The sequence below is a fragment of the Nostoc sp. NMS7 genome (assembly GCF_017115085.1).
In the GTDB taxonomy this organism is placed as follows: domain Bacteria; phylum Cyanobacteriota; class Cyanobacteriia; order Cyanobacteriales; family Nostocaceae; genus Nostoc.
In genome coordinates this window covers 18822-37490 of record NZ_JABXKJ010000216.1, presented here as the reverse complement: position 1 = coordinate 37490, position 18669 = coordinate 18822, and the positions used below count along the sequence as shown (strand labels likewise).

General features: G+C 41.2%; 15 protein-coding genes and 1 pseudogene. 9 read left to right on the top strand and 7 right to left on the bottom strand.

Going from position 1 to position 18669, the window contains the following annotated elements; genetic code table 11:
- Positions 1 to 35: 35 nt before the first annotated feature.
- The 3 genes from HWQ38_RS26270 to HWQ38_RS26260 all read right to left on the bottom strand — a co-directional run bounded on the left by HWQ38_RS26270 (position 36) and on the right by HWQ38_RS26260 (position 3079).
- Positions 36 to 578, bottom strand: coding sequence for a methanogen output domain 1-containing protein (locus tag HWQ38_RS26270; protein ID WP_292799461.1), 543 nt, complete (start codon positions 576 to 578; stop codon positions 36 to 38).
- Positions 579 to 877: 299 nt separating this feature from the next.
- Positions 878 to 1921, bottom strand: a complete 1044-nt coding sequence (locus HWQ38_RS26265; protein WP_292799459.1) for an ATP-binding protein — start codon at positions 1919 to 1921, stop codon at positions 878 to 880.
- A gap of 6 nt (positions 1922 to 1927) precedes the next feature.
- Complete coding sequence (locus HWQ38_RS26260) at positions 1928 to 3079, bottom strand: FIST N-terminal domain-containing protein (RefSeq protein ID WP_292799456.1); 1152 nt, start codon at positions 3077 to 3079, stop codon at positions 1928 to 1930.
- A gap of 691 nt (positions 3080 to 3770) precedes the next feature.
- Here HWQ38_RS26260 and HWQ38_RS26255 point away from each other — a divergent pair.
- Positions 3771 to 3995: a hypothetical protein gene (locus HWQ38_RS26255; RefSeq protein WP_292799453.1), complete on the top strand. Its 225-nt coding sequence runs from the start codon at positions 3771 to 3773 to the stop codon at positions 3993 to 3995.
- Between the two features lie 927 nt (positions 3996 to 4922).
- Here the strand turns inward: HWQ38_RS26255 and HWQ38_RS26250 are convergent.
- The gene (locus HWQ38_RS26250) at positions 4923 to 5594 is read right to left on the bottom strand and encodes a PleD family two-component system response regulator (RefSeq protein WP_292799450.1); all 672 of its coding nucleotides are present in this window, start codon (positions 5592 to 5594) and stop codon (positions 4923 to 4925) included.
- A gap of 325 nt (positions 5595 to 5919) precedes the next feature.
- Here HWQ38_RS26250 and lipA point away from each other — a divergent pair, with 325 nt between their 5' ends.
- Both lipA and HWQ38_RS26240 read left to right on the top strand, forming a co-directional pair.
- Positions 5920 to 6861, top strand: coding sequence for a lipoyl synthase (gene lipA / locus HWQ38_RS26245; RefSeq protein ID WP_292799447.1), 942 nt, complete (start codon positions 5920 to 5922; stop codon positions 6859 to 6861).
- A 113-nt stretch (positions 6862 to 6974) separates the two neighbouring features.
- Positions 6975 to 7112 carry a photosystem I protein PsaX gene (locus HWQ38_RS26240; protein ID WP_292799444.1) on the top strand — a complete coding sequence of 46 codons (138 nt, stop codon included), beginning with the start codon at positions 6975 to 6977 and terminating at the stop codon, positions 7110 to 7112.
- A gap of 21 nt (positions 7113 to 7133) precedes the next feature.
- Here HWQ38_RS26240 and HWQ38_RS26235 read toward each other — a convergent pair whose 3' ends face one another.
- On the bottom strand, positions 7134 to 8000 hold the full coding sequence (locus tag HWQ38_RS26235) for a branched-chain amino acid ABC transporter permease (RefSeq protein WP_292799441.1): 867 nt from the start codon (positions 7998 to 8000) through the stop codon (positions 7134 to 7136).
- Positions 8001 to 8226: 226 nt separating this feature from the next.
- On the opposite strand from HWQ38_RS26235, the gene hrmK reads away from it, so the two are divergent.
- Positions 8227 to 10050, top strand: coding sequence for a hybrid histidine kinase/response regulator HrmK (hrmK, locus tag HWQ38_RS26230; protein WP_292799438.1), 1824 nt, complete (start codon positions 8227 to 8229; stop codon positions 10048 to 10050).
- Positions 10051 to 10108: 58 nt separating this feature from the next.
- Positions 10109 to 10951, top strand: coding sequence for an ATP-dependent sacrificial sulfur transferase LarE (gene larE, locus HWQ38_RS26225; protein ID WP_292799435.1), 843 nt, complete (start codon positions 10109 to 10111; stop codon positions 10949 to 10951).
- A 107-nt stretch (positions 10952 to 11058) separates the two neighbouring features.
- Here larE and HWQ38_RS26220 read toward each other — a convergent pair whose 3' ends face one another.
- A complete protein-coding gene (locus HWQ38_RS26220) occupies positions 11059 to 12120 on the bottom strand; it encodes an SGNH/GDSL hydrolase family protein (protein ID WP_292799432.1) in 1062 nt (353 codons plus the stop codon).
- Between the two features lie 292 nt (positions 12121 to 12412).
- A pseudogene (locus HWQ38_RS26215) lies at positions 12413 to 12699 on the bottom strand (DNA methyltransferase); the annotation flags it as partial.
- 271 nt (positions 12700 to 12970) lie between these two features.
- On the opposite strand from HWQ38_RS26215, the gene HWQ38_RS26210 reads away from it, so the two are divergent.
- From HWQ38_RS26210 to HWQ38_RS26195, 4 genes are all read left to right on the top strand, one after another.
- Complete coding sequence (locus HWQ38_RS26210) at positions 12971 to 13717, top strand: Uma2 family endonuclease (protein ID WP_292799429.1); 747 nt, start codon at positions 12971 to 12973, stop codon at positions 13715 to 13717.
- A 231-nt stretch (positions 13718 to 13948) separates the two neighbouring features.
- Positions 13949 to 14731 (top strand): COP23 domain-containing protein, encoded by a 783-nt coding sequence (locus tag HWQ38_RS26205; protein ID WP_292799427.1) that lies wholly within the window; start codon positions 13949 to 13951, stop codon positions 14729 to 14731.
- Positions 14732 to 14767: 36 nt separating this feature from the next.
- Complete coding sequence (locus HWQ38_RS26200; protein ID WP_292799424.1) at positions 14768 to 14947, top strand: hypothetical protein; 180 nt, start codon at positions 14768 to 14770, stop codon at positions 14945 to 14947.
- A 499-nt stretch (positions 14948 to 15446) separates the two neighbouring features.
- A complete protein-coding gene (locus tag HWQ38_RS26195; protein WP_292799515.1) occupies positions 15447 to 18491 on the top strand; it encodes a phytase in 3045 nt (1014 codons plus the stop codon).
- The last annotated feature ends 178 nt before the right edge of the window (positions 18492 to 18669 follow it).

The following is an 18669-nucleotide window of genomic DNA, read 5'->3' as shown; positions in this document are numbered from 1 at the left end:
TTTGTATCCTGGGGTTGCTTTAGTATTGAAGATGTTTACACAGATTCTACTCCCCTAAAGTATTCTCGACCTTCTGCATCTTCTGCTTCTTCTGTAATTTTTAAGTAAACAACAACTCTACATCCAGGATCACCCTGTGCTATGGTCTTTTGTAATTCTACTTTCGCATATCCCAGATTATTAGCTGCGATCGTCCCAAAGACGTTTGAAGTCATCATACATATCGCAGGGCGATTAAGTACTTTGTCGCCAAATGGGCAGACGCGATTGCCAAGGACAATTTTTTCATCATTCTGCTCAATTACATAAAAATCGCCCTGGATTCGTCTTTTTAAATCAACCAACACATCAGCTACCTGCTTACGAGAAAGGTTGGAGACTTCCAGGGCAGATTTGTAATCTTGGTTTAGCTGTTTACCCATCGTTCCACCAACTACACTAAGAAATCCAGAAGCTTCTTCTAAGCCAACGACATCGTGCAAAGTGCCAGATAATTCTCTGATTAATGTACGTAAAAATATATCGCGTTCTAAAGAAAGATTAAGTGTAGCTACTGAGTTGTTAAGTGTATTTGTCATAAATTTTGAGGACACAATTTTGGAACTATAGTTATAGAGTTCCCCAAAATCACTCTAAACTAACTGCTTACTCTCTTTCTTCACAGAATTTGATGCTTGCTTTTGTTTCTCATGAATGGTAATAGTCATCACAAATTATGAATTTTGTCGTTGCGACAGTCCCCAATTTGGCAAAGTCTCTTCTAGCTTACGTTGCCGTAAAATTAATTAAATTAGCCCTGACTACAAATCTTTAATTATTCACGCCCACTTACTTATTTTTTATAATATTAATTTGAATAATTTTGATATTTGTCACTTCAAGAAATTGGAATGGTAATTATAAACTTAGAACCTTCTCCTAACACAGAATTTACTTTTAGGGTTCCTCGATGTTTTTGGACAATTATTTGATAGGCAATTGATAATCCTAATCCTGTTCCTTTTCCCACAGGTTTGGTTGTGAATAAATGCTCAAACATTTTTTGCTGAACCTCAGCCGATATTCCTACACCATTATCTTGAATCTGAATCAATGCGTGATTTGTATCTTCAATTAGGGCAGTATGAATTGTAATTTGATTGGGATTTGCCTTAATTTCATTAAAACTTAGTCCAGAGTTAGACTCGTCTAAAGCATCAATGGCATTTGCCAATAGATTCATAAATACCTGATTAAGTTGTCCTGGAAAGCATTCTACTAGAGGAAATTTGCCGTAATCTTTAACTACTTCAATAACAGGACGAATCTTATTAGCTTTCAAACGATGCTTGAGAATGAGCAGAGTGTTGTTAATACCTTCATGAAGGTTAAAGAGAACTTTTTGTTCTGTATCTGCTCTAGAGAAAGTTCGCAAGCTGTTGCTGATGTTAGAAATGCGATCTGTGCCTTCTTTCATTGAGGAAATGAGTTTAGGTAGATCCTCGCGCACATACTCCAGATCAATCACTTTGATTGTTTCTTGAATTTTCTGAGATGCTTTAGGATAGGTTTGCTGATAAAGCTCGATCACATGTAACAAATTATCAATATACTCTTGAGCCGGAGCCAGATTACCTGCTATAAACCCAACTGGGTTATTAATTTCATGAGCTACATCTGCGACAAGAGTTCCCAAACTAGACATCTTATTCTGCATTATCTGAAGATTAAGAAGCATCATTTCTAATTCAAGGCTTCTTTCTTCTAACTTGTTTTGATATTCCTTTAATTCATCAATTACTTTTCTCAGCAAGCATTCTTTTTTATTATTTGTTTCTTCGAGTTTACCACGGTCTGATTCAGAGCGCTCCAATTGTTTTTTGATAATTCTATTTGCTTTTTTTAGTTCCTTGATTTCTTGTTGATAATCCACGATTTCCATCAGCTTTTACCGAGTTCCCAAAATTAAAGTTACAAAAGTTTCATTATGGAATTGCGTCTCGCTAATTCTATCTATAGGAGCAATCTCTCCATAAGAATAAAATCCACAAGCAGGTAAATAGTCAGTCAGACAAAGTTTCGTATTCTGGTACTCTTGTTTTGCTCTCGTACCAAGTATTTGCCGACGAGCTACACATGAAAAAAATAAAACACTACTTGGTTCTTTACCTGGATAACTATCTAAGGCATTCATGAATGAAGCTTTGGATGCTGCCAGAATATCTTCATAACTTGTTTCTGAAATTTGAATAATTGCTTGATCAGGAATATCTCCAAAAAAGGTTATGCTACCAGATTCCTGATTATAAGCAATAGGTGCTCTTATATAAAAATTTTCTCCATTCTGATCAAACACTGCTAATGGATATTCCATTGAAGGAGAAAACAAAGCTAGATAATGATGATAAAAATCTAAAGCTGGCTTACCATCTATTTCATAGACTATGTTCTGATCTACCTTAGTCACTTTGCTTCTTTGACCGATAGGATGCCAACCATTTGCAACACCGTGAGAAAACAATATTGTGCCGGAAAAAAGCAGAATTGGTACAGAATCACTTAATACTTCTGTTTGAAAAAATTGATATGTATTTTGATATCTTGACTGATCACCTGCTAAACCACCGAATATCTGCACATTTTGCCCAAGAGCTAGTTTTAAACCATTCAATATAGCCACACCACTAGTTGTGAGACTCTCTGGATGAGTTAAGCATAGCCTTGGGGTTACGATACTTTTTGCTTTGGCTTGCTCTACAGCTTGTTTAGTTGCTGTAATTGGATCACCTGAAACTTTGCGTCCAACTCCTGCATGAATTTCAACTTCGTCTGAGCAAAACAACATCAAGGTGATTGAGTCCTGCTGAAATTCTAAGACTGAAGAAATTTCTCCATCTGTTGTTCCACCAATCAATTGAATCCCCGGAAAAGCCTGATGAATTTGCTGCAAAATGAGAGAATGTTCAAAGTCAATTGCAGCAAAAAGAATCCCAGCTTTTGGTATATCTCCTGCAAGAGAACTGGCGCATTGCTGAAGAACTTCTTCAACTGCTGATGGAGAATCTGGATCGTTACTGTGACCGACTACTGCCTTGAACATAAATTTACCTGTTATGTTGATGAACGCGACTTGCTATGATTCTTAAATGGGAAGCTTGATAATAAACTTCATGTATTTAAATTAATTTTACTCCTTATTAGTTGTTGACTATTGCCCTGCGATCGCAGTTAAGTCTCCTCTATTTTATTGGTAGACTGACTGACTTTCTTTCTAGTCTGACAATCCTATAGTTCCCAAAAACTCTGACAACAGCAACATTCTCACAATAAATTGCTTTATGGGACCACGGGTGCGATCGCTACAGGATGGAAATTAACCACCAATCTTCACTTTCACTAAAGTTGAACATCCGCTTTCTGAAGGCGATCGCTCTGAAATTAGTCATTATTACCCTTGTCTTTTTATAAAAGTAGCGCTAACCAGAACAATATTGTTAATACCGTAATTTAAATTTTTCAGTTCCTCAACAGCATTTATGATGAACAGACACAGAGGTAGTTATTTTTATTAAAAAATATTGAACAATAGTTAGATAGATTTGAAAATACTCATATACGTTTACATACTACTGATAGTGGTGTAAATACGATTTACACACAATTCAGAAAACGTGGGATTATTGTGAATTTTTCAAAAACTTTTGTCAAAGACTCTTAATAAATCTCTTGATCTATTGTCTTTGTTCTACTGTGATTCATCTTTATCAGTACTTTAAACTAATACATTTTTTGTGAAGCAATTACTTTACCCTGATTTATACTGTCCATTTCCATCCCAGATCAATAAGTATATTGATATTTTAGAAGAGTATGCTCTTGAATGGGTGCTTCGCTTCAATCTCCTGGCTGAGGAATCAACTTATAAACGTTTTTGCAAGTCTAAATTCTTTTTCTTAGCTGCATCTGCTTATCCATATAGCAATATTGAAGAGCGAAGATTGCAGATGACTGGCTGAGTTGGGTGTTTATTTGGGATGATCAATGTGATCTATCAGAGTTAAAAAAGCAACCTAAAATAATAAAGGTTTGTCACCTTGCCCTCATCCCCTAACCCCGAATCCCGACTTGGGATTCGAGGAACTAGAGAATTTGCTCTCCTCTCCCAAAATTGGGAGAGGGGCTGGGGGTGAGGGTCAAACCTCGAAAGCATGCCTTGCCTAACTTCTACGTTAAGTTGACACCAATGAGCATTACTGTGCCTCTACGAGAAATCTATATGTATCAGCGTTTGTGTGAAATGGTATTATTATTAGTCTTCCAGACGCACAGGACACAGAGAAATCAGTGTTTGAGAGATATTTTGCGTAAGTCCTATTGGTATAAGGGCATAAGGTTTCTAAGGATATTGCTACCAAATTTCTCTGATAAATATTTGCTTTTGCTGCTTTCGATTTGTGGACTAGCTATCAAGTTTTGACGTAGATTTTGTAGCAGACTAAATAACAAAAAAGCCTGCCGTTTTCCTTTGCTTAAGAGCAAAGGAAAACGGCAGGTTTAGTGGATCTAGGGCTGCTTTGCTAGACTAACAACTGAGTTCAACCCCTTCTTTTATAAATACGCTATGCCTAGCTTGCTTCACCGTAGAAGTATGGGGAATTTGAAATTCAAAATTCAAAAATTATAGAGGTGCAGATTATCGCTAGTAAACTGTGGCCGAAGTTTGCCTACTTTTAACAAGGGGCTGAGAGCAACTTATCTGGTTAATTGAGATGGTAGCTGGATTTACGCAGTGGTGTGCTAGTTATTTTTTCCGGCTTTTGATGTTAACGATGATTTGTCAACATAAGTGTTTTTGAACTAATTATTTTTACCCGCTTTTAATCGGACACCCGTTATTAAAGACGGGGTATTTTCGGCTGCGATAATAATAATGAGTACAAATACTACTTAATTTTTTGTTTAATAAAAGTCACAACCTGAGTTAGTTGTTTCTTCAAGCCATCAATTTCTGCTTGCATTTTGACCATTTTCTCGTTCAACGCATTAATTTCGGCGTTGGAGGCTCCTCCGGCACTAGGAGTTGCGTTGCTTGCCGCCGTAGGCATCGCCGCATTTGCAGCACTAGGAGTTGCGTTGCTTGCCGCCGTAGGCATCGCTGCATTTGCACTACCAGAGATTGTAATCGTGCTATTTTTGACAGCAGCCACTGCTCCTACTGAAACTAGTTCTGGGCGTGGCAGTTTCGCCTTGGTCATAGCTAACTTAATTGCGCTAATTAGTTGCTTCTGATCAAAAGGCTTGCCCAGAAATTCAAAATATTCAAATGGTTCTGTGATTTTCTCGGTCACTTCTTCCTTGCGACCAGACATCAGCACCAAAGGAATTTTCCTTAACTCTGGGTTGGCTTGAACTTGCTGGAAAACCTCCCAGCCACTCATTTTAGGCAACAGGAAATCCAGCATAATTAGGCTGAGTTTTTCCTGAAGGATGAAATTTAGTCCTTCCAGACCGTCTTTTGCTTCCAGTACCTCAAAATTGCCCGGAGGCAACATTTCTCGTACTTTTACCCTGACAACTGTAGTGTCATCGATAACTAAAATTTTGTTGCTTGCCACGACTCTTTTCTCTAATAGAAACTTTAAGTGTAAATAGCGACTTTGCGGATTGTCCTTGAGAATTCTCCCACTATATACAAAATTTCTCTAAATTGGGGGATAGTATATTTCGGTATAAATGACATTGCTAGAGGTATTTTACAAAACTTTTGCTGGCGCTCTTTTCAATTTGTGTCATGGTGATATTTAAGGCTTTAGCCTTGAACTAGGGCATAACGGAGATGGTGACTTGATTAAAAGCGTTGCCGCTCCCTGTGTCTATTCTTATCTATCATTTGTTTATTGACAGACCACTACTCTATAACCGTATCTTGCTTGGATGTCTATGATTTCGTCACAACAAGCCGAACTAAAGTCTGAAATTATGGCAATGCCTAGCTGGTTACGTCGCCCGATTGGCAAAGCCAGTGAAATCTCTACCGTACAACGGATTATTAAGCAGCGCCAAATTCATACGATTTGCGAAGAAGGGCGCTGTCCCAACCGGGGAGAGTGCTACGCCCAAAAAACTGCAACTTTCTTATTAATGGGACCTACTTGCACACGCTCTTGTGCTTTCTGTCAAGTAGATAAAGGTCATGCACCAATGCCTCTTGATTTAGAGGAACCCGAAAAGGTAGCACAGGCGATACAGCTTTTGGGATTGCGTTATGTAGTGCTAACTTCTGTAGCCCGTGATGACTTGCCAGATCAGGGTGCAGCGCACTTTGTGAAGACGATCGCGACTATCCGCCAGTTGAACCCAGAGACTCAAATTGAAGTGCTGACCCCAGATTTTTGGGGTGGTGCTGGTGTTGGAGAGTCAGGTCAACGCCAACGGATAGCCATGATTGTCAAAGCTAAACCAGCTTGTTTCAATCACAATATCGAGACAGTGCAACGGTTAACTGGGCCAGTGCGCCGGGGAGCGAAGTACGATCGCTCGCTCTTGGTGCTGGCGATGGTCAAAGAAATTGATCCGACGGTTCCCACCAAATCAGGTTTGATGCTGGGACACGGAGAAACACTTGATGAAATCGTTGAAGCAATGGCTGATCTAAGGGCTGTGGAGTGCGATCGCTTGACTATCGGGCAGTATATGCGCCCATCTTTAGAACATCTGCCAGTCCAAAAATATTGGACTCCAGAGGAATTTGAGCAACTCGGCTCCTTAGCATGGGAAATGGGATTCAACCATGTCCGTTCTGGGCCTCTGGTTCGCAGTTCTTATCATGCTGGAGAGGAGGGAGTGGGGGGACAAGGGAGACAAGGGAGACAAGGGGAATAACCCATGCCTAATGCCCAATGCCCAAGTTCACACAAATATTCTTAAAGAATTTGAGTATTTGGTACGCCAGTTTGGTATTTCTTAAAAAGTCTTGACATTAGGAGAATTGGATTATGACTGCTAAAGCTAAGAATTCCCCAGTTGCCGATAGTGGAGCTAAACCTCCCTACGCCTTTCGCGCGGGCTGGGCACTGTTCTTGTTGGCTATCAACTTCCTAGTTGCAGCCTACTATTTCCACGTTATTCAATAGTTAGAAGTGGAGTGGTGCTGCTCAAATCGTCCCTTTGAATAAACCTTTGGGACGAATGAGCAGCACCAAAATCATGATCAACAGTGCTACACCTTGTTTATACTGGGAACCCAGCCAAGGAGTGCTGATTTCTTGGACGATGCCAATAATCAAAGCTGCCGCGATCGCACCATAAGGGTTGCCAATCCCACCAAGTATTACTGAGGCAAATAATGGTAAAATTAAGAACCATCCCATATTCGGGCGCACAGCTGTAATTAACCCATACATACTGCCGCCCAATGACGTAAGAGTGCCAGCAATTAGCCAAGTCCAGAAAATTACTCGGTCAACATTGATACCGGAAATCCTGGCTAAGTCCAGATCGTCAGCAACTGCTCGCATCGCCTTACCAATTTTGGTATTTTGCAGCAGGTAATGCAGCGCCAAAATTGCTAGCACTGCCAGCCCTAATACTAATAATTGATTTTGCGGCACCTTTAAACCCAAAATATCTAAAGCTGGAGTAACAGGTAAATTATAATTTTGGTTCTTGCCACCCCAGATAAAAATAATCCCATTGCGGAGAAATAAGGCAAGTCCGATAGAAATAATAATCAGCGTCGTGGAAGTAGCACGGATAGAGCGCATTTTTGACCAGAGTAACTTTTCTGATAACAGCATTGCTGCTACTGTTCCCACCGTCGCCAGGATCATCGACAGCCAAATATTGACTCCAATAGAGTTTATCAGCCACGTCAAATAGGCTCCTAAAGTTAAAAAGTCACCATGAGCAAAGTTAGATAGCCGTAAAATTCCGTATGTAAGAGTGAGTCCGACTGCGGCTAGAGCAATAATGCTCCCCACTGCAATCCCATTAACGATTAGTTGAGCAAATTGTGCATCCATAAGTCTTAAGTTGCTTTAAAAAATTTTAGGTTAGTGGTTCATACAATAATTTTTTTGGTCTAGCTGCTAAACTTGACATCATAAGTTATGGTTCATAACAACATAAATTATGCTTTATAAATAAAAATTATGAGTTATAAATAAATAAATCATTGTCCGCTTATATACATAGAATCCTATTCGGATTTTTATGTGAAGCTAAACTTGTTCACCGGTCTAGTTGATCATGCAACAGTATTCAAGCTTACCAGACCAGAACTCACAGACAGATGCAACACCAAAAGTTTTGACAACAATTCAGCAACTTCGCACACAGCTGTGGCTAGAGAGCAGCTTGAACCAGTTGCAAAGTCGCCTTAATTGCCTGCTTTTTGCTTGTAACACTGTCTCACAGGCAGAAGCCGCACAAGCGGAAGTTTTCCAAACTGTGGTTAACGAAATTAACAGTGCTGTTCACAACAGTAATCTGGCGTTGACAGATTGTACTGTAGGCATCGCTCTGTTTCAACCACAAGAAACTGTAGCCACAATTTGCTATGTTTCTCGTTTTCCATCCGCAAACTCATTTCTAAAAGTGCTGACAGCAGAAAAAAAGCTGCTGTTGACATTGCAAGAGGTTATAAAAGTCGAAGATTTGCAGCACCTTGAGAATCAACAACCACCGGGCGCTTGGCCCTTAGCTGATGATTCTGGGAGTGTCATGGGCTGGCTAATTATCGCCGCAGCGCCCCTGATCTCTGATCGGGAGTCGCTGATAGAATCACAGGCTCAACTCAGATCAGAATTGATGGCAAGGTCTGCCAAGCAGTGTACGACAGCCTTGCTACAACTTAGGCACATCCTATCTTCGCAGCAACGGTATGAACAGTTAAGTAGCTCTAATCAAGAATTGGAGTATACCAATCAACTTAAAAATCAGTTTCTGGCAAATACCAGTCACGAAATTCGCACACCCCTTAGTTCTATAATCCTGTCTAGCGACCTGCTTTTAACGCCAGGGTACGAACTAAGTAGAGAACGCCAGCAAGAGTATTTAAATATCATTCAATCTAGCGGCAAGCACTTACTAGCTTTAATTAATGATATTTTGGATCTCTCTAAAATTGAAGCAAATCAGCTGGATTTACACTGGGAAACAGTAGAAGTGGAACTGCTGTGTAAGAATGTTTTGATGCTGGTGAGAGAGAAAGCTGTTAATAAGGGTTTGAAACTGTACCTAAAAATTGAGCCTGATATTACAACCCTAGTAGCCGATCCCTTACGACTCAAGCAAATGTTGTTGAATTTACTCTTCAACGCCCTAAAGTTTACCAGTAAAGGAAGTGTTGGCTTAGAGGTTGCTCCCAAAGGTGTATTTGTGCATTTTACAGTTTGGGATACTGGCACTGGCATTTCCGAAGAAGACCAAGCTCAATTGTTTCAACCCTATTTCCAAATACCCAAGGCTATAGCTGGTGTTGAAGGTACTGGTTTGGGTTTAGCAGTGACTCGGAAACTCGCCCAACTTCACGGTGGTTTTGTGAAAGTGGAATCGGAAATAGATCACGGCTGCCGTTTTACCCTCGTACTTCCCCTTAAGCAAGATGCGGGAGTGGGAGGAGATGAGGAAGTAGAGAAAGCAAAATTTTCCTCATCTGGTCTGGCTTTTACCCCTAGTTCCTGTGTAGATATTTTGCTGGTAGAAAATGACTTTCCCAACGCTCATTTGATGCAAATCTATCTACGTGAATTGGGATATCAGGTGACTTGGGTTAAGAATGCTACTGAGATGTGGCAAACTCTAACACAATTAGATCCAGCCTTGATTTTAATGGATGTCTACCTGGCAGATGGAAATGGTCTTAACTTGGTGCAACAACTGCGACAAAATCAGCAATATGGGAAGATTCCGATAATTATCCAAACAGCAATGGCGATGAAAGGCGATCGCGAAATTTGTCTAGCAGCTGGAGTAAATGACTATATTTCTAAACCGATTGATTCAACACTTTTAGCCAGCATGGTGGCGAAGTACAGCAAACCATCAATAACGGCAAAAACAAGGGAGTAGGGGGAAATGATTACAATAGAAATTGTTGGGTGTTATCGGGTTATGGCAGGATTGAGAAATGATGTTGACAGAAAAATTTGAGCAATTAATAGCCTTGTTTACAGAAATGGAGCAGGCGTTGATTGCCTACTCTGGGGGCGTTGATAGCACTTTGGTTGCCAAAATTGCTTTTGATGTGTTGGGCGATCGCGCTTTGGCTGTCACGGCTGTTTCTCCTTCGCTATTACCAGAAGAGTTGGAAGACGCGAAAATTCAAGCTGCAACTATTGGGATTCCTCATAAAATCGTCCAGACTCACGAGATGGAAAATCCCAATTATACCTCTAACCCTGTTAATCGCTGTTATTTTTGCAAAAGTGAGTTGCACGACACTCTCAAACCTTTAGCTTTAGAGTTGGGTTATCCCTATGTAGTGGATGGGGTGAATGCTGATGATTTGCATGATTATCGCCCAGGAATTCAGGCGGCGAAAGAAAGAGGGGCGCGATCGCCTTTAGCAGAAATCGGTGTCACGAAATTAGAAGTCCGCCAACTTTCGCAACAACTCGGTTTACCTTGGTGGGATAAACCTGCTCAACCTTGCCTCAGTTCCCGCTTTCCTTATGGTGAAGAGATTACTGTCGCTAAGTTGCAGCGAGTCGGTAGAGGAGAAATTTATCTGCGTAAACTAGGTTGGGAGAATTTGCGCGTGCGATCGCAAGGGGATACAGCACGCATTGAATTACCACCAGAACAAATTAAAGAGTTTGTATTAACTACGGATTTACAAATATTAATTTCCGCATTTCAAGATTTGGGATTTATTTACGTAACCTTAGATTTGGAAGGTTATCGCAGTGGGAAGTTGAATCAGGTTTTGAATCGGGAAGCCTTGGGCGTTCAAATAATTCGTAATTCGTAATTAAGTTTTGCAAATATACCAGATGAGAAACAAGATTCTTGCTCCCTCTCCTTACCAAGGAGAGGGTTGGGGTGAGGTTTCACAAGGCTTTTTATGAAAGTGAGATGCTAACGCTGAGTTAGCTTGTATTCTATCTGCTGTAGTGCCGATCGCCACACATCATATCCCTCTTGAGACAGATGTAATCCATCTGTAGTCAACTCTGGGCGCAAATTGCCTTCCATATCCGTAAACCAGCTATAAATATTTAGATAATTAGCGCCTTCTTGTTTAGCAATCACGGTTAGTTGGATGTTGATGTGACGAATGCGGCTATTGGAAACTTTTGGTAGGCGAGTAGGCAAAATTGATTCGACAATGATTTGAGCGCGTGGGTGAGTCTGCCGTAAGCGGTGGATAATTCGGCGATAATTACGCAAAATTGTTTCATCACTAGCGCCTTTGCGTAAATCGTTAATCCCAGCCATGATGTAAATCACATTCGGCCGGGTTGCCGAAAATGCGCCCAACCTTTTTAAAACACCACTGGAAGTATCTCCAGATATGCCTTGATTCAGCCACAATTGACCAGTAGGCAGTTTTTCTCTAGGAAACCACATGCTCAAAGAATCACCAACTAAGATACTTAGATGATTTGCGCCTTGACCTTGAGCGATCGCTCTGGCTTCTAAAGCTAATAAACTTTTCCAGTCGTCATAAGTTAGTTGACGTTTCTTAATCGACTCCCACAAAGATTGCAAATTATCATTATCTACGCGTGTATAAATCTGACCTGTTTTCAGAGCCGCCAATCTTTGGTAGTAAAGTTGATTGCCAGATGTCAGTGAGAAACCAGGTGGTTGGCCGCTAGAGTTGAGTAGTGACTCTGTTGGGGCTGGTAATCCCTGACTGCCGGGTTCTGCTAAGGAGATATCAACGCTCTTGATATTCTTCTCACCTTCTGTTGGCTGCAAACTTTTTAGGGGTTGCAATACTTGGCCGCTGAGTTCTGGGAAGGAGATATCAACACTCTTGATAATTTTTGTACTGACTATTGTCTGCGAACCCTGTTTTAAATTCCATAGGAATCTAGAATTTTCTGGTAGGACAATCGACAGATGTGGAAGAGCCGATGCGGGTATTGCCAATCCTGTTAACAAACCTGCTGCCAACAGATAAGGGTCCTTCATCGCTTTGTCTCTCCTCTACTCACTGCTTTTCCCTATGACAGCATTACTTGCCTGTATTCAGGAAAATTTTACTTCGGTTAAGTTATTATTCTTATTTATACTGTGTAGCTCTGTAAAGCGTGTTCACAATATTATATTTGACATTTTACGATCTCTTTAAAGTACGGCATTGTCCGTAGTATAAAAATCTTATTCCTGAGGATATTTATACTGAAAGCACTCTTTTCATCAGCCGACCACTTTTGATAACTTATTCGTATTATTAGATACTCCGCACGGCATTACCAAGTCAGTAAGCGCCACCTAAATCTAGTACGAATGAGCCATTATCTGCCAGTACGCTTTTAAATTCATCGGCAAAAGGTAAAAACCACTCAGTATATTTTTCAGCAGTTTCATTACCGTATTCTTTTTTCGTGTCAGAGCAAATGGAGGTGAGGTGATAATTAAATTAATACTATTATCATTAATGAATTTAATAAGTTTAAGGCTATCACCTAAATATGCTGCTCCGTTTTGCTGGGTATAAGAGGGATTAAAAATTATTTCTTTTGGTGGCGTTATTGGTTCTTCTTGCAAGAGTTATAAAATTATCTTGTTTTTTATAGTTATAACTTGTTTTAGTATTGTCCAAGTATTTAATTTTAAAAGTTATTTTTTTAACGCAGAGAGAAGTCGCAGATGTGGCTTCCGCCGTGATTTGGGCTTCGGCTAGTTGTCCGGTAGGGAGGTCGGTAATTTTGAAGTTGATGTTAAAGGTGGGGTCAGAGAGTCTGTTCCAGAGATTGGTTGCATTATTATTGATTTGGTTAGCTATAAAATAAAGACAAATCAATCAAAGGGGGTGTTTATGGCAACCCAAGTCGGTGAAGCTAAATCTTCAACAGAACTGGTAATATCTTGGGAAGCATTGCCCGCAGATTTTCACCTAGAGGATGAACCAGTGGAAAATACAGGTCAGCCACTATTGGCTGGTGCTTTGCGCGAAAGCCTTGAGATCAGTGGTTTCATCCAACTGCAGATGTTGATCGCCTCGAATTTTGGACTTTGTGCGACGATAAACGGACAATTTGTTGCTAAAGCACCCGACTGGGTTTATGTGCGATCGCTAAATCAGATTTTAGCAGAACGCAAAAGCTATACACCCAATTTAGAGGGTGATATTCCGGCAATTGTGATGGAATTTCTATTTGAGACTGAGGGTGGAGAATACTCTTTTAAGCGAACCTATCCACCAGGAAAATGGTTTTTTTATGAGCAAATTCTTCAAGTCCCAATTTACCTGATTTTTGACCCAAATGGCGGTTTGTTAGAATTTTATCAACTCGAAAACAGCCGCTACGAGTTAAAGCAACCTGATGAAAATGGCCGTCATTGGATTGATTCAATGGGTTTATTTCTGGGAACTTGGCAAGGAACAAAAGAAGCCCGTACTGGTTACTGGTTGCCCTGGTGGGATGAGGCAGGTAATTTGTTACTTTGGGCAGTGGAACAAATTGAACAGGAACGTCAACGTGCCGAACAGGAACGTCAACAAAAAGAACGGCTAATTGCCTATTTACAATCTCAAGGTATTGATCCAAATAATTTGCCTTAGCATATATAGACAAAATTTTCAAGTATTTCAGTGACTCAGTTTAAGCAAAAAATTGCTGGGTTGCCTATGAAGGAGTGGCGCCTCATGCAAAAATTCCAGCATGGGTGAAAAAGCTACTCGAAGAGAAAAAAGCAAGAGAGGAAAAAAATAGCGTTTTTGATGAATCAAAAAACAAAATTATTCGTCATTTAAACTATCAATTCCCGACCTATTTCTACTGGAGGATGATTTATGTCATCACAACTGCTACGATTTATATCTTTGGGCGGTCTTAGCTTATCTTTGTGTCTGAGCAATTCCGCAGCAATGGCACAATATGATTCTAGTGGCGAAGGTGTAGTAGTACCAACATTACCATCAGGTGGTACATCAAGACCAGTCCCAATAGACACATCAACAGGCATACCACCTTCAACCTCGGCTGACGGTACAACTCGATTTAGCTGTCAGAATTACAATGGTCAGTATACTGTCATGTATCAGCCACAAAGTCAATCAGGACAATTCTTTCCTTGGGCGGCGCCTGCGGCTTTGGGTGGTGGTTGGGACGCACAAAGGCGTTGTGCAGCAATTGCCAGTCGTTTAGAACTTTATCGTCCAGATGGCTTACAAGAACTTCAGACAGCTGTTGAAAATAACGAAAATATTGTCTGCGTCACAACTGAAGCTAACCCAACCTGTAGAATTGTGCTGACAGTACCGCGTGGGAAAGATCCTTATGTTATCCGCAATAGCGTTTTCCAAAACTTGACTACTGCTGATAGTGGACAACAGACTATAGCGGTTAACACTTATGGCGATCGCAGTAGTGGAGGCAACGAATTATATAATTTAGGACGCACACTTCTAGGCAGTGGCAATAATCGGGTTAGTTCATCTAGAGATGGAATTAATCTGAAACCTTTCCTCGATCGCAAAGATGGCGGTACTGGAAACAATTTGCGGAGTGGAGTAGCAATTGATCGTCAGTCTCAGCCTAACAATGCTCGTCTAAATCCTGGTAACTTCCGTTAATTGATACTTCATTACTCAATTAAGAAGAATTATAGGGTGGGCAAACAGCTTACCCTAATTTTTATTGGAGTAAGATTTTACACCAATCTCAATAAAGCTATTTTTGCAGGGTGGGCAATATTTACGGATGCTGAACATCTTGATTTGATGTTTGTGCAGTATCCACCATTGGGTTATGCTAACTTTCGGAATTACGAATTACATTTGTTGTTTTAACCTTTTTGGTAGCTATTTCTTAATCTAGCTGGGATAGTTTGAGGATGCCCAATTAAGAACTAATACAAAAAAGTTATGTAGCTGTCTTCTGACAACCTCTAGAACACCGATTTAGAAGGCATATTTGATATTGTGTTTACCGGAGGTGTTGGTGTAGCGATGCGGGGGGCTATGCCTACGCTCTAATTCCAAAGCGCATCTTTGCAGTTAACGGTCTTTTACTGGCAATAAAAATGGCATTTCCACTCCAAATTTTTCCCGCCTCCGATTTTGAATAGCCCTCAGACTTCTGATACTGTTCGTTTCTCAGCAGTACTAAATCGTTTATGGACTAATTATCGATACCGACAAAAATGGGAGTTACAGCTAAGTCGTCTGATCTTTACCCACTCTAAATCTACCGCATAACTAACTTATGGTAACTACTAATACAATGCGCTTTTGCCAATTCAATGCTTCTTTAAATCACAGTGCTGAGGCAGGTAAAACTATTCCTAATGTGAGATTCCAGGCACAAACTACCTTCGTTACTGACTTTATTCCCTCTGGCGCGGCGGGAACAGTGAATGGGGTACAGACTCCATTAGGTGGACTTTCTGGTGTCACATATGATGCTACCAATAACCGCTACTATGCGATTTCAGACGATCGCTCCCAAGTTGCCCCTGCCCGCTTTTATACCTTCACTGCCGATACGGGAGTGACTTTTACCAATGTCACACCCTTGAAAGATACCAAGGGTAACTTCTTTGCACTCAATAGCCTCGACCCAGAAGGCATTGCTTTAACTAAGAATGGTACTGTCTTCATCTCTTCAGAGGGTGAAGTTAATCCGGGTGCAGGTCGCGTTACCAATCCCTTTATAAAAGAATTTTCCTTGAAAACAGGGCAAGAAGTGCGATCATTACTTGTCCCCAAAAAGTTTTTACCAGTGGTACAGGATACCAACGGCAATGGTGTTATCGATGCCGGTGATACACAGACATCAGGCGTTTATAATAACTTAGCATTTGAAAGCCTCACGATTACACCTGACCAAAAAACCCTATTCACCGCTACTGAAAACGCGCTATCCCAAGATGGATTAATCGCTTCACTCACCAGTGGTAGCCGTTCCCGGATTCTGCAATACAATCTGGTTACAGGAAAGCCAGAAAAGGAATATCTCTATATTACTGATGCGATTGCTCAAGCGCCCAACTCTAAGACAGGCTCAAGTAACAATGGTTTGGCAGATTTACTGGCGATCGATAACCGGGGAACCTTCCTAGCGTTAGAACGCTCTTTTTCTGCGGGTGTAGGTAACACCATCAAAATCTACGAAGTTTCTCTACAAGGTGCAACAGACATTAGCACCATAAACTCACTCAGCAGTTTAAGTGCTAAACAACTAGCAGCAATCAAACCTGCTCAAAAGCGTCTGCTGTTGAATTTAAATGACCTAAATCTGCCTACTGATGCCAATCACCCCACTGGAGTCGATAACATTGAGGGTATTACCTTCGGCCCCAAACTAGCAGATGGTCGTCAATCGATTGTGCTGGTGAGTGACAACAACTTTGGTAGTACCCAATATACCCAAATTCTGACTTTGGGTGCAGATTTGGTTCCCACTGCTGCACCCACAGTAGAAACCCGTCCCGATTTATTTGATGATCCGGCACTTCCCACATCTCAACGTGCAGATGCTGATGATCCTGCTATCTATGTTAATGCCACAAATGCTGCCGATAGTCTAGTATTGACCTCAGTTAAAAATGCTGGACTGCGGGTTTATGACCTGTCTGGTAATTTGTTGCAGACAGTTAATCCTGGTGGGATTCGCTACAACAATATTGACCTGCAATACGGTTTTAAATTAGGCAATCAATCAATAGATATTGCCGTAGCTAGCGATCGCGGCAATGATAAACTAGCAATCTTCAAAATTAACCCCAACCCCATCACCCCCGGTCAATACCTGGAAAATATCACCGATAGCAATATTGGTACTATCTTCCAAGCATCACCTTTTCAACCTCCCTATTCCACATCAACTCGCAGTTCTTACGGAGTTACCCTCTACCGTAGCCCCGTAACCAATGATTACTATGTATTTACCAGTCGCCGAGAAACTGGAGATATAGCTCAATTCAAACTGGTTGACAAAGGTAATGGCAAAATTGGGACTGAACTGGTACGGGAATTTACCATCCCCTCACCCACAACCGAAGGGCGTTCTCCCCAAACAGAGGGTATGGTAGTTGACCAAGAAACCGGCTTTCTCTACATAGCCCAAGAAGATGTCGGCATCTGGAAATTCCAGGCAGAACCGGACGGTGGTACAACAGGTAAGCTGATTGATCGCGTCCGTTTTGAAGGTGGTTCTCACCTCACCGATGACGCAGAAGGATTGACTATTTATTACGGCAAAAACGGCACAGGCTACCTGCTAGCATCCAGCCAAGGTGATAGCACCTTTGTTGCCTACACTCGTGAAGGTAACAACGAATATGTGGGTAACTTCGCTATTGGCAACAATGGGTCAATTGACAGTGTACAAGAGTCAGACGGTGCAGATGTAATTAACGTGCCACTGGGGCCTAACTTCCCATTTGGTTTATTTGTCACCCAAGATGGTGACAATCAACCTGCTAAAACAATAGATGGCGAAAATGTCAACTCTAACTTTAAGTTAGTGCCTTGGGAGAATATAGCCAATGCCTTGCCCAATTCTCTACATATCGACCCCAGTGGTTACGATCCTCGCAATCCTGTTCCTCGGATTAACCTAACCGGTTTTGGTTCTAGCAACAGCAATACTGTGAATCTTCAGCCAGGAAAATTCTTTTCTGCTGGTGACGGAGCAGATTTTATAGAGGCTACTAGAGGTAACAGAATCCTGGCTGGAAACGGTGATGACACAGTGCTTGCAGGCAGTGACTCTTCAGTATCCGGGAATGACGGTAACGATCAGATATTTATTGGTCAAAACGGCCCGGCTCAAAATACCACTGCTGATGGTGGCAATGGTAATGATGTTATTACCGTGGTGGAAGCGAGTGGTAGCAATAATTTGTTTGGGGCGGCAGGTAATGATACTCTCACAGTAATTGAAGGTTCTCGTCAATCATTATTCGGTGGTTCAGGCAATGATACCCTCACTAATGGCGGTAGCAATAACCGTCTCTACGGTGGTTCTGGAGATGACAATCTCTTCTCGAATGCCAATGATTCGCTATTCGGTGGCGATGGTGATGATCTGCTATTTGCTAGTGAACAGGGCGGTAATCGCCTGAGTGGTGGTGCAGGTGCTGACCAATTCTGGATTGCTAACGCCAGTTTGCCAGCTAGCAAGAACATTATTACTGATTTTGCGATCGGGATTGATAAAATCGGGCTGGGCGGGATTGGCGTCACTCAGTTTAGTAACCTAACGCTATTGCAACAGGGTAGTGATACTATCGTGAAAATTGGAAATAGAGAGTTGGCTGCATTGCTAGGAATTACCTCAACTAGCCTGAGTGCAAATGACTTCGTTTTTTCTCCTAGCGTCGTAGCTTAGGAATAAGAATTAAATAAGATACAATTTATCTCCCTGGCTTACTTCACCCTCAATCCCTCTCCGATATATTGGAGAGGGAAGCTAGATACAGGGTGAGGTTTTGCATTTTATTTAATCCACGTTGCTTAACGTGAGTTCGATAGATTTAGTTCCGATTAAGCACCTATTTTAGTCCACC